Here is an 11,629-nt window from a genome sequence, read left to right as displayed (position 1 = left end):
CCAACGACAACGCGGATTTGCGCGGTTCGTACCGCGTAGTTGCACCGCGCACCCGGCCAGAATGGTTCAGAAATTTTTCAGGACGATGAATGGGGCGCCGCCGCCCGTCGCCCAACTCAAGCTGTCACGAGACTGTCGATTCGGGCAAGCGGCTAGTCCCGCGTCGCGCTCAAACTTCGCCGCGCAGCAAGCGGATCCAGATCGGGAATGCGCTCGCCGCCACCAAGTGCGAGGCCAGCACCCACCACAGCCAGCCGGTGCCCGTGCGCGCTTCCGACAGCGACCGGCGTTTTATGCGCGCGTAGAGCAGGTCGTGCAGCACGGGCAAGGCGCCCGCGTAGGCGGCAGTCGTCACCAACACCAGGGTGGAAGGATCGCTACCGCCTTGCAGCGCCATGCCGGTCAAGTACGCGGCGAACGCACCGCTGGCCATGGCAAGGAACGAGGCCATGTGCGTCAACCCGGTGCGCGGAATCGACCAAGACAGGCCCACGACCACCATCAGCACCAGCGCCGCGACCGTCCACCACGGGCTGGCGATCAGGCCGATCAGAAAACAGGCGGCCGCCGTTTGCAGTTTGGCGTCCCAGCCGTATCGTCGTTCCAGGTAGCGCTTCGCGCGTGGCGCGAGCGTGGATAGCAGCATCCAGGCCAGCAGCAGAACCATCAGCGCGGCGCAGTTGAGCGCCATGCCTTCGAACGGGGCCGTGCTTGCGCTCAGCGCGGCCACGAAGCCGGCCATGCCGGCGTAGTACAGCGGCACCCGGATCATGCCGATGGCCAGCCGACGCGGCTCCAGGCGGCTGCGGTCGGTGATCAGTCGCCAGTACAGTCGCGCGCTGAGGTCCAGGCGAGCGTGAACGGCGGAGGGATAGTCGTGCTCCAGCGTCAGCATCAGTTTGAGCAGGCGCGACGGCAGCAGCGGCACCAGCAACAGGAACCAGCGCCGCAGGAAACTCAAGGGGCCCAGCAATTCGGCGATCAGCAAACGATCGACGGCTCTCTGCCGCGGTGAGCGCAGGCGTGCGATCTCGCGATCGAGCGCGTCTGCCTCGTCGGCCCGACGCAGGGTGTCGTGCAGGCTGCGACGCAGCCAATCGCCGTCGGCCGAAACCCCTTCCAGGTCGAAGAACCGCATCACTGCGCGCAATTGCGACGACGGCGGCACCGGCTCCGCCTCGGTCAGCGCCGCGGCGACGCGCACGTGCAGCGCGTGCTTGAGTTCCAGCGAATACAGCGGTTCCTGGCTGCGCAACCACGCGTCCAGCGCGTCCGCCGGCTCGGCATGCATGCGCGCGAGCAGCTCGTCGATGAAGGCCTGCGCATCGAAGCTGACGCGCACGTAGCGTGGGGCCTCATCGATGGCCGCGGCCGGGGCGTGGTCCGTTCCGACCGGCACGGGATCGGGATGCGGCGGTGTCGGCGGTGCGGGCGCTTCGTCCTCATCCTCGGCCCGGTCGCGCTCGTCCGATGCCCGCGACCTGGCAGCGCGTTGTGTCGCCAGCTCCAGGCAGCGCCGGTACGCCTCGTTGAGACGCTGGAACCCGGCCGGATCCTCGTCCGGTCGGGTCGCGCGTAGGCGTTGCGCGTAGGCGCGCTTGATCGCGCGTTCGTCGGCGTCGCGCGGCAGGCCGAGCAGGGCGAAGCATTCGCGCATCAGGTCAGCGCCGCACCGCAGCGGACCAGGCCGACGATCAGCACGATGCCGGCCCAGATCGTCCAGAACGGCGGTAGGCCGACGCCTTCGTCGTCAGCGTCGGGCTTGGGCGGGTCGAACAACGCCTTGGCCGCGGCGATGTGCGCCGGCGTGAGCTGCGCGCGTCGCCGCAGTTCGGCGATTCGCGGCAGCAGCCCCTCGCGTCCTTCGTGCATCTCGTTCAAACCGAAGAAATGCAGCAGGGCGGCCAGGTGCCGCGGCGGCAGATCGGACGCCTCGAGCAAGCCCGACAGCACGCGCGGCGCCAGCGCTTCGCGCGCGCCCACGACGTAGAAGGCCGGGTGCGCTTGCAGCCAACGGTGGATATCGGTGCCGCTGCCGGTGCTGGAGGTTCGCAACAGCCCGGCGATGAAGGCGTCGCAATCGAAGTCGCTGCCGTCGGCCAGCCGGCGATCCAGGGCGATGGCGGCCGCCAGGGCCTCGGCGCTGACCCGGATCGCGACGGCTGGGCGGTCGCCGTCTCCGTCGCCGGCTTCCAACGGGTCCGCGTCGTCGTCGGGGCGCGCCGCGCCGCCGCTGTCGCGCCAAGCGGCGTACTCCAGGCAGGACCGATAGGCGTCGTTGAGTTCCTGGAAACCGATCGGATCCTCGTCCGGGCGCGTCGCGCGCAGGCGCTGCGCGTACGCATGCTTGATCGCACGCTCGTCGGCGTCGCGGCTCAGGCCCAGAGTCTGGAACGGGTCGTCCGACATGTGCCGGCTATGCTTCGGGGGGCGAAGCGCTAGGCGCGGCAGCCGTGTATTGCGGCGCGCGTCCGCGTCCGTAGGCGCCGATGAAGATCGCCATCGCGCTGAGCAGGCCGACGACGCCCGCGACCAGCGCGCTGGCGCCGGGCGCGAGTTGCCGATGCTCGAACCAGCTCACCACCAGCCACGTCACGAAGGTGGCGGCCGTTCGCAGCGCGACCACCGCCCAGCGCATCGGATTCCATGGACTGCTGCGGGTCAGCTCCATGAAGAATTGGTGCTGACGGAAGTTCAGGGCGTCCGGGACGCCTCGATAGCGCTGCGCCAAGCGTTCGGCGACCCGCGCGATGTGCGTGGGCATGCCGGGGATGATCGCCATCAGGATCGCCTGCATGGGGTCGAACCTGCGCTTCAACTGCCTGATCGCCGTCGGCGTTCGCACGTTCATGTAGTCCGTGTTCTCGGTGGCGATCACCATGCGCACGAAGTTGCGGTCGCTCAGGAGTTGGGCGTCCGGAAAGGCGAAGAATCTGGCCAGCAGGTCGAAGCCGGGCGAATCCATATGGAACGCGTGCTGGTCCATCAGCCAGCCGTGCAAGCGCACCGCGATGTCCTGACGCAAGCTCGCGTCGTTCAAGGGATGTTGCGATTGCAGCCAGTGGTTGAGCTCGCGGACGGATGCCCGGCTGCGCCGCTTGAGCTGGGCGAGGAAGGCCTCGTAGTCGAACTGCGACGCCAGCCACAAGGACTGGAATGCGGCCTGCACCGAACTGGGATGGGCGCCGATCGTTCCCAGGTCGAAGAAGTCCTTCAGGACTTCCAGCGTGTCCGCCGGCATCGGCGGCTGCCGGTGCAGTTCCTGTACCAGTCTGTAGGCCACATTGGATTTTCGGTCCAGCGAGTACAGGGGCTCGCAGGCTTGCAGCCATAACCGCAGGGCGGGCGCGGATTCGGCCCCGGCCGTTTCGACGATCGTGCGGGCCAATTGCGGGATCGACACCGTTTCCACGGCTGCCGCAACGGGGGCGGCAGCGGCCTGGCTCGTGGGTTCGGCGGACAGCGTGATCTGGCCGCTGCTCCAGAGCTGGCGCCTTTCGCCGACCGGCATCGAGGTCGTCGGGCGGACGGCGGCCCGCTGCGCCAGTTCCAGCGCCGCACGATAGGCCTCGTTGAGGCGTTGGAACGCTTCGGGGTCTTCGTCCGGTCGGGCGCCGCGCAGGGCTTGGGCATACGCGCGCCGGATGGCGCGCTCGTCTGCGCCGTCATCCAGGCCGAGAATGGCGTACGGATTCATGCGTGGCCCTGGGCCTCGATCTGGTCCAGGAACTGGCTGAGTTGGCCGCGATGTTCGGAGATGACGCGCACGTCCTGGCCGTCGAGCACGCCGCGGAACTGCACCAGCACCGACTGCAGCTGATCGCGCGCCCACAGCAGTTCCTCGTACAGGCGCTCGGCGCGCGCGATCAGGGCGATGTTCTCCTGCTGGTCGCGCGGGTGCACCTTGAGCGCGCTCAGCACCGCCAGGCGCGCGCGGATCTCCTCGGGGCCGAGCACGCCGGGATTCTTCTCCAGCACCACTTCGTGGGTCAGGCCGGTGGACAGCGCGGTGGCCTCGACCTGGAGCAGGCCGTTGATGTCGTAGGTGAAGCGGATGTCGACCGGGTTTTCGTTGCGGCGTTTGGGCGGCAGGTCGATCGCGATGCTGCCCAGGCGCACGTTGTTTTCCACCCGCGGGCTCTCGCCCTGGTAGATCTCGAACTCGACCTGGCGCTGGCCGTCGCGCAAGGGGTAATAGCGTTCGACCCGGCTCACCGGCACGGTGCTGTTGCGGTGGATGATCGGCGAGAAGATGCCGTTGGCGAGCTGGCCGTTGCCGGTTTCCTCGGAAGTGTTCACGCCCAGGGTGTGCGGGCAGACGTCGGTGAGGATGATCTCCTCCAGCGACTCGTCGCGCGCCTTCATGCCGGCGGCCACGCAGGCGCCCAGCGCGATCGCCTCGTCCGGATTGACGTGACGCAGAGGCAGGCGCCCGAACATGCGCGAGACCAGGCGCGCGGCCAGCGGCATGCGCGAGGCGCCGCCGACCAGCACGATCTCGTCGAGCTGGTCCGGACTCAGCTTGGCGTCGCGCATGGCGCGTTCCAACGGCGCGCGCAGGCGCTGCACCAGCGGGTCGCAGAGCTGGGCGAAGGCGTGTTCGTCCATGTGCCAGCGCCGCGGCTGGCCCAGCAGGGCCAGCTCGACCTGCGCTTCGTGGCCGTGCGCGAGTTCGCGCTTGGCCAGTTCCAGGCGGCGCTCCAGCTGCGCCAGCTCGGCCAGCGACAGCGCCTCCAGGCTCAGCTGGTGATCGCGCAGGAAAGCATCGCGCATGCAGCGCGAGAAGTCCTCGCCGCCGAGGAAGTTGTCGCCGGCGCTGGCGTGGACCTCCATCACCCCGTCGTACATCTCCAGGATCGACACGTCGAAGGTGCCGCCGCCCAGGTCGAACACCAGGTAGCGGCCCTCGCTGCGCTGCTGCAGGCCGTAGGCCAGCGCGGCGGCGGTGGGTTCGTTGATCAGGCGCTCGACCCGGATCCCGGCCAGTTCGCCGGCGATGCGCGTGGCCTTGCGCTGGCTGTCGGAGAAATAGGCCGGCACGCTGATCACCGCCTCCTCGATCTTGCGGTCCAACTGGGCCTGCGCATCGGCGAGCAGGGATTTGAGGATCAGCGCCGACAGTTCCTCGGGCCGGAAGACGTGCTTGCCCAGCGCGGTGCGGCGGTCGGTGCCCATCCAGCGCTTGAACGCGCCGACGCTGCGCTGCGGGTGCGAGACCATGCGCTCCTGGGCGGCGCGGCCGACGATGATGGCGCCGTCGTCGTCGACGCTGACCACCGACGGCGTCAGCAGTTCGCCCAGGGCGTTGGGGATCAGCTGCGGGCCGTCCGGGCCGTAGCTGCCGATCAGGGAATGGGTGGTGCCGAGGTCGATGCCGACGATCATGGTCAGGGCTACGCGCAGAGGGTGGGTCGGGGTCGTGCCGCGCGCCTGCATCGCGTCCGCCGGCCGCAAGCGCCCGCGGCGGCGCGCATGCTGCGCGCAGATCGGCAAGATACCCTGCCGCGGGCCGGCTCAGCCGCGCGCGCGGGCAGGAGCGGGCGATATTGCGGCAAGGCGGTTAGCCGCCATCGGCGGCGGCGCGCACGCGGCGCCGGGCTCCGCCCCACCGGCTTACATCCGGAACACGCCGAAGCGCGTGCGCTCCTCGATCGGCGCATTGAGGCTGGCCGACAGGCCCAGGCCGAGCACGCGCCGGGTATCGGCCGGGTCGATGATGCCGTCGTCCCACAGGCGCGCGGTGGCGTAGTAGGGGTTGCCCTGCGATTCGTACTGCTCGCGGATCGGCGCCTTGAAGCTCTCTTCCTCGTCCGCCGTCCACACCTTGCCGGCGGCCTCGATGCCGTCGCGGCGCACCGTGGCCAGCACCGAGGCGGCCTGTTCGCCGCCCATCACGCTGATGCGCGCGTTCGGCCACATCCACAGGAAGCGCGCCCCGTAGGCGCGGCCGCACATGGCGTAGTTGCCGGCGCCGAAGCTGCCGCCGATCACCACGGTGAACTTGGGCACGTGCGAGCAGGCCACGGCGGTGACCATCTTGGCCCCGTCCTTGGCGATGCCCGCGTTCTCGTATTTCTTGCCGACCATGAACCCGGTGATGTTCTGCAAGAACACCAGCGGGATGCCGCGCTGGTTGCACAGCTCGATGAAATGCGCGCCCTTGAGCGCGCTCTCGGCGAACAGGATGCCGTTGTTGGCGACGATCCCGACCGGGTAGCCGTGGACATGGGCGAAGCCGGTCACCAGGGTCTTGGCGTAGCGCGCCTTGAACTCGTGCAGGTCGCTGCCGTCGACGATGCGCGCGATCACCTCGCGGATGTCGAACGGGCGGCGGGTGTCCTTGGGCACGATGCCGTACAGCTCCTGCGCCGCGTACAGCGGCTCGCGCGCGGCCTGCACGGCCACCGGCAGGGTCTTGCGGCGGTTGAGGTTGCCGACGATCTCGCGCGCGATCTGCAGCGCGTGGCGGTCGTCCTGGGCGAAGTGGTCGGCCACGCCGGACACGCTGGTGTGGACCTCGGCGCCGCCCAGGGCCTCGGCGTCGACGACCTCGCCGGTCGCGGCCTTCACCAGCGGCGGGCCGCCCAGAAAGATCGTGCCCTGTTCCTTGACGATGATCGACTCGTCGCACATCGCCGGCACGTAGGCGCCGCCGGCGGTGCAGCTGCCCATGACCACGGCGATCTGCGGGATGTTCTCCGCGCTCAACCGGGCCTGGTTGTAGAAGATGCGGCCGAAGTGCTCCTTGTCCGGAAACACCTCGTCCTGCAGCGGCAGGAAGGCGCCGCCGGAGTCGACCAGGTAGATGCAGGGCAGGCGGTTCTCGCGCGCCACTTCCTGCGCGCGCAGATGCTTCTTCACCGTCATCGGGAAGTAGGTGCCGCCCTTGACGGTGGCGTCGTTGGCCACGATCACCACTTCCTGGCCCTGCACGCGGCCGATGCCGGCGACCATGCCGGCGGCCGGCGCGGCGCCTTCGTACATGCCCTCGGCGGCCAGCGGCGCGATTTCCAGGAACGGCGAGCCCGGATCCAGCAGCGCGGCGATGCGATCGCGCGCGAGCAGCTTGCCGCGCTCGGTGTGCTTGTCGCGGGCCTTGTCGCCGCCGCCGTGGGCGGCGCGGGCGAGACGGGCGTCGAGCTCTTCGACCAGGGCCTGGTGATAGGCCGCGTTGTCGCGGAAATCCTGCGAGCGCGGGTCGAGCTGGGAGGTGATCGCGGGCATCGAGGCGGGCTGTTCGAAAGACGCGGCATCAAACCACAAAGAGCCGGCGCCGGCCAATGACGCTTTCGCAGAACCGTCCCGGTCGCGGGGCGTCAGGGCAGGGCGCTGCGCACGCAAGGCACCAAAAGAAAGGCCCGCTTGCGCGGGCCTCTCCGTATTTCGCAGGAGCGAAGCGAATTACTTCTTCGCTTCTTCCTTCTTGGCTTCGGTCGCAGCAGCGTCGGCCTTGTCGGCGACCTTCTGAGCGGCGTCGGCGGTCGCAGCAGCGGCGTCGGCGGTCGCGGCAGCGGCGCCGGCAGCGGCGTCGGAGGCAGCGGCGCCAGCGGCGTCGGCAGCCTTGTCCACGGCAGCGCCGGCTTCAGCGGCGGCTTCGCCGGTGGCGGCAGCGGCGGCGTCGGCGCCTTCGGCGACGGCGGTGCCGGCGGCGTCAGCGGCCTGGGCGGCGGCGTCGCCAGCCTGCTCGGCGGCGGTCGCGGCCTGAGCGGCCTCGTCCTTCGCAGCGTCGGTGTTGTTGGTGCAAGCCGACAGAGCCAGGACGGCGGCGGCGAGGAGGACGTGGAGCTTGGTGTTCATGGTTGTCTCCGGAGGAGTTGTCTGAAGGATTATCTATGTAAGCGCGGACGAACATCAGGCAACGCCAGTGCGCGCAGCGACCCGGACTGGCCGGTTCTATCGTTCACTGACCACTACATCAGCTACGGAAAAGCCGCCGGTAAACCGGCGGCTCTTCCTGACTTGCGTACCCGATCGGTTCTAGCGAACCGAGGAGGGTATTACTTCTTCGGCTCTTCCTTGGCAGCGTCGGTCGCCTGGGTGGCGGCCGAAGCGGCGTCGGCGGCAGCGTCAGCGGCCTTGCCAGCAGCGTCGGCAGCGGCGTCAGCAGCGGCCGGGGTAGCGGCAGCGGCGGTCGCGTCGGCCGAGGTGGCAGCGGCGTCGGCAGCGGTAGCGGCCGTGTCGGCAGCAGCCTGAGCAGCGTCGGCAGCGGCGGCGTCGCCGGTAGCGGCGGCGGCGTCGGCGGTGGCCTGGGCTTCGGTCGAAGCAGCGGCGGCATCAGCAGCAGCGTCATCAGCCTGCTTCTGGTTCGAGCAAGCGGCCAGGGCCAGGCCCAGAGCCAGGGCGAGCAGCGCCTTGTTGAAAGTCATGGTTCGGTTTCCTCGTCGATTAGTTAGGCAACGCGCAGTTGCGCGCCGATAACATGATGACAAGCCAGTGACGCGTGTCAAGCGGCTGGCCGGTTTTTTTTGCACAACGCGTTTTTAACTTTTTACGGGAGCTCGACCGCAATGGCGGTCGCTTCGCCGCCGCCGATGCACAGCGAGGCCACGCCGCGCTTGCCGCCGCGGGCGCGCAGGGCGTTCAGCAGGGTGACCACCAGGCGCGCGCCGCTGGCGCCGATCGGGTGGCCCAGGGCGACCGCGCCGCCGTTGACGTTGAGCTTCTCGTGGGGGATGCCCAGGTCCTTCATCGGGGCCATGGCGACCACCGAAAACGCCTCGTTGACCTCGAACAGGTCGACGTCGGCGACCGTCCAGCCGGCCTTCTCGAGCACGTTTGAAATCGCTTTCACCGGCGCGGTGGTGAACCATTCCGGGGCCTGGGCATGGCCGGTGTGGGCGACGATGCGCGCCAGCGGCTGGAGCCCGCGCGCGGCGGCCTCGTCGGCCGACATCAGCACCGCGGCGGCGGCGCCGTCGGAAATCTTAGAAGACGCCGCGGCGGTGAGCACGCCGTCCTTGCCGAACGCCGGGCGCAGGCCCGGGATCTTGCTGACGTCGATCTTGCCCGGCTCTTCGTCGCTGTCCACCACGACATCGCCCTTGCGGCCCTTGACCGTGACCGCGACGATCTCGTCCTTGAAGGCGCCGTTGGCGATCGCGGCCTGGGCGCGCTTGACGCTTTCCTCGGAATAGGCGTCGATCGCAGCGCGGTCGTAGCCGTACTGGGCGCAGGTGGCGTCGCCGAACACGCCCATGGCCTTGCCGTCGTAGGGGTTGGTCAGACCGTCCCAGGCCATGTGGTCGAGCATCTCGGTGCTGCCGTAGCGGATGCCGGTACGCGAATTGTTGAGCAGGTGCGGGGCATTGGTCATCGACTCCATGCCGCCGGCGACCACCACCTTGGCCGAGCCGGCCTTGATCAGGTCGTGGCCCAGCATGATCGCCTTCATGCCCGAACCGCAGACCTTGTTGATGGTGGTGCAGCCCGCCGCGGTCGGCAGGCCCGCGCCCAGCGCGGCCTGGCGCGCCGGCGCCTGGCCGAGGCCGGCGGGCAGCACGCAGCCCATGATCACCTCGTCGACCTGGTCGGCGGCGACGCCGGCCTGCTCTAGCGCGGCCGAGATCGCGGCGCTGCCCAGGGTCGGGGTCGGGACGCCGGTGAATTGGCCGAGGAAGGAACCGATGGCGGTGCGCTTGGCACCGACGATGACGATGTCGCTCATGGCGGACTCCGGAATAGTGCGGCCGGCGCAGGGGCCGGAACTTTCCGATTATGCGACCCGATGCTGCACTGCCGCAAATGCCGGAAAGGGCCCGGTTCGGGTGGGTCGAAGTCCTGTCCGGGACGGGCTGGGCGAGGCATCGAAACTGTGGATTGCGTCGCAGGGACCGCTGAGAGCGAACTAACGAAACCTTCGCAATCCCGCTCAGCTTGGTGTACGCCAACGAAACGCCCACGAAGGTAACTGCGCTCAATGCGCCGGCCGTGGGACGGCGACCAGGTACCCGCCGGGCTGTCCCGAAGTCTCGGGGTAGGAGCGGCGCAAGCCGCGGCCGCGTTACCTCGATGACTACGCGAGTTCGGAGATCAGGTCGCGGCTCACGCCGCTCCTACCCCAAAGCCAAGCGCCCTTCGCACCCGTTCCCTGTGGGAGCGGCGCAAGCCGCGACCGCGAGACCCCACACACCGGCGCAACTCTGCGCCCCCAGCTTCCTGTGGGAGCGGCGTAAGCCGCGATTGCTCAGGTGTGGTTGGCGCCGCGATTCCGACGCTGTGCGCGATCGCGGCCTATGACCGAAGGAAATGTCTGTGGGAGGCCGCTTCCACAGAGACCGGGTCCCCCAGAAAGCAGGCAGCCCAGTGCATCAAAGCCGCGGCGAGCAAATCGCACCGCCGCGGCCACCACAACCCACGCCCACCCCGGCACCCCGAAGCGGGGGCGCTCTACCTCACGACTTGCCGTCGAACAACTCGCGCCCGATCAGCATGCGCCGGATTTCGTTGGTGCCCGCGCCGATCGCATAGAGCTTGGCGTCGCGCAGGATGCGGCCGGTCGGGTACTCGTTGATGTAGCCGTTGCCGCCCAGGGTCTGGATCGCTTCCAGCGCCACCTGCACCGCGCTGTCGGACGCGTGCAGCAGGCACGAGGCCGCATCCACGCGGCTCTTGTGGCCGGCGTCGTAATCGCGCGCCACCTGGTAGGCGAAGGCGCGGCTGGACTGCAGCGCGGTGTACATGTCGGCGATCTTGCCCTGCATCAGGCCGAAGGTGCCGATCGCCGCGTCGAACTGCCTGCGCTCGCGCACGTAGGGCAGGGCGCTGTCCATCGCCGCCTGCATCAGGCCCAGCGGGCCGCCGCTGAGCACCAGGCGCTCGGTGTTCAAGCCGCTCATCAGCACCTTGACGCCCTGGTTGACCTCGCCCAGCACGTTCTCGGCCGGAATCTCGCAGTTCTCGAACACCAGCTCGCAGGTGTTGGAACCGCGCATGCCCAGCTTGTCCAGCTTCTGCGCGGTGCTGAAGCCCGGCATGCCCTTCTCGACGATGAAGGCGGTCATGCAGCGGCTGCCGCTGTCCTTGCCGGCGGTGCGCATGTAGACGATCAGCACGTCGGCCTCGGGGCCGTTGGTGATCCACATCTTGTTGCCGTTGGCCACCCAGACCTCGCCCTTGAGCTCGGCGCGGCAGCTCATCGAGCCGACCACGTCGGAGCCCGCGCCCGGCTCGCTCATCGCCAGCGCGCCCTTCCACTCGCCCGTGCACAGCTTGGGCAGGTACTTGCGGCGCTGGGCCTCGTTGGCGTTGGCGTACAGGTTGGACACGCACAGGTTGGAGTGCGCGCCGTAGGACAGGCCGACCGAACCGGACGCGCGCGAAATCTCTTCCATCGCCACCAGGTGGGCCAGGTAGCCCATCTCGCTGCCGCCGTACTCGCCCGGCACGGTCATGCCCAGCAAGCCCATCTCGCCCAGCTTGGGCCACAGGTCCTGCGGGAAGGCGTTGTCGTGGTCGATCTGCGCGGCGCGCGGCGCGATTTCGGTTTCGGCGAAGCGGCGCACGGCCTCGCGCAGCGCATCGATCTCTTCACCCAGGGGGAACGGACGCATCGGGACTCCTGTCGATCTGATCTGGTTGCACAAAATGTGTGGATAGCGCCCAAACAGCGACGGGGCCTTGCGGCCCCGTC

Annotated in this window: 9 protein-coding genes; all 9 read right to left on the bottom strand. The window is 69.0% G+C overall.

Annotated elements, in window-relative coordinates:
• Positions 1 to 169: 169 nt before the first annotated feature.
• The gene (locus V1318_RS12890; RefSeq protein WP_332940087.1) at positions 170 to 1,657 is read right to left on the bottom strand and encodes a J domain-containing protein; all 1,488 of its coding nucleotides are present in this window, start codon (positions 1,655 to 1,657) and stop codon (positions 170 to 172) included.
• Positions 1,657 to 2,409 carry a J domain-containing protein gene (locus V1318_RS12885; protein ID WP_332940086.1) on the bottom strand — a complete coding sequence of 251 codons (753 nt, stop codon included), beginning with the start codon at positions 2,407 to 2,409 and terminating at the stop codon, positions 1,657 to 1,659. Before V1318_RS12885 ends, V1318_RS12890 begins: the two co-directional genes overlap by 1 nt.
• Positions 2,410 to 2,416: 7 nt before the next feature.
• Complete coding sequence (locus V1318_RS12880; RefSeq protein ID WP_332940085.1) at positions 2,417 to 3,697, bottom strand: J domain-containing protein; 1,281 nt, start codon at positions 3,695 to 3,697, stop codon at positions 2,417 to 2,419.
• Positions 3,694 to 5,385 (bottom strand): molecular chaperone HscC, encoded by a 1,692-nt coding sequence (locus V1318_RS12875; protein ID WP_332940278.1) that lies wholly within the window; start codon positions 5,383 to 5,385, stop codon positions 3,694 to 3,696. Before V1318_RS12875 ends, V1318_RS12880 begins: the two co-directional genes overlap by 4 nt.
• A 228-nt stretch (positions 5,386 to 5,613) precedes the next feature.
• The gene (locus tag V1318_RS12870; protein WP_332940084.1) at positions 5,614 to 7,224 is read right to left on the bottom strand and encodes a carboxyl transferase domain-containing protein; all 1,611 of its coding nucleotides are present in this window, start codon (positions 7,222 to 7,224) and stop codon (positions 5,614 to 5,616) included.
• 177 nt (positions 7,225 to 7,401) lie between these two features.
• The gene (locus V1318_RS12865) at positions 7,402 to 7,797 is read right to left on the bottom strand and encodes a hypothetical protein (protein ID WP_332940083.1); all 396 of its coding nucleotides are present in this window, start codon (positions 7,795 to 7,797) and stop codon (positions 7,402 to 7,404) included.
• A gap of 200 nt (positions 7,798 to 7,997) precedes the next feature.
• Entirely contained in the window at positions 7,998 to 8,366 is a 369-nt protein-coding gene (locus tag V1318_RS12860) for a hypothetical protein (RefSeq protein WP_091634888.1), read from the bottom strand.
• Between the two features lie 122 nt (positions 8,367 to 8,488).
• Positions 8,489 to 9,664 carry an acetyl-CoA C-acyltransferase gene (locus V1318_RS12855; protein WP_332940082.1) on the bottom strand — a complete coding sequence of 392 codons (1,176 nt, stop codon included), beginning with the start codon at positions 9,662 to 9,664 and terminating at the stop codon, positions 8,489 to 8,491.
• 727 nt (positions 9,665 to 10,391) lie between these two features.
• Positions 10,392 to 11,549, bottom strand: a complete 1,158-nt coding sequence (locus tag V1318_RS12850) for an isovaleryl-CoA dehydrogenase (RefSeq protein ID WP_332940081.1) — start codon at positions 11,547 to 11,549, stop codon at positions 10,392 to 10,394.
• Between the last annotated feature and the right edge of the window lie 80 nt (positions 11,550 to 11,629).

The sequence above is a fragment of the Lysobacter sp. CCNWLW3 genome (genome assembly GCF_036697405.1).
GTDB lineage: Bacteria > Pseudomonadota > Gammaproteobacteria > Xanthomonadales > Xanthomonadaceae > Lysobacter.
The sequence above is the reverse complement of the archived record's forward strand: the minus strand, read 5'-3'. Positions and strand labels throughout refer to the sequence as shown.

What these genes read in the sequence shown, in the direction of transcription:
- V1318_RS12890 (WP_332940087.1), bottom strand. Translation starts at nt 1,657, where the DNA reads ATGCGCGAATGCTTCGCCCTGCTCGGCCTGCCGCGCGACGCCGACGAA.
- V1318_RS12885 (WP_332940086.1), bottom strand. Translation starts at nt 2,409, where the DNA reads ATGTCGGACGACCCGTTCCAGACTCTGGGCCTGAGCCGCGACGCCGAC.
- V1318_RS12880 (WP_332940085.1), bottom strand. Translation starts at nt 3,697, where the DNA reads ATGAATCCGTACGCCATTCTCGGCCTGGATGACGGCGCAGACGAGCGC.
- V1318_RS12875 (WP_332940278.1), bottom strand. Translation starts at nt 5,385, where the DNA reads ATGATCGTCGGCATCGACCTCGGCACCACCCATTCCCTGATCGGCAGC.
- V1318_RS12870 (WP_332940084.1), bottom strand. Translation starts at nt 7,224, where the DNA reads ATGCCCGCGATCACCTCCCAGCTCGACCCGCGCTCGCAGGATTTCCGC.
- V1318_RS12865 (WP_332940083.1), bottom strand. Translation starts at nt 7,797, where the DNA reads ATGAACACCAAGCTCCACGTCCTCCTCGCCGCCGCCGTCCTGGCTCTG.
- V1318_RS12860 (WP_091634888.1), bottom strand. Translation starts at nt 8,366, where the DNA reads ATGACTTTCAACAAGGCGCTGCTCGCCCTGGCTCTGGGCCTGGCCCTG.
- V1318_RS12855 (WP_332940082.1), bottom strand. Translation starts at nt 9,664, where the DNA reads ATGAGCGACATCGTCATCGTCGGTGCCAAGCGCACCGCCATCGGTTCC.
- V1318_RS12850 (WP_332940081.1), bottom strand. Translation starts at nt 11,549, where the DNA reads ATGCGTCCGTTCCCCCTGGGTGAAGAGATCGATGCGCTGCGCGAGGCC.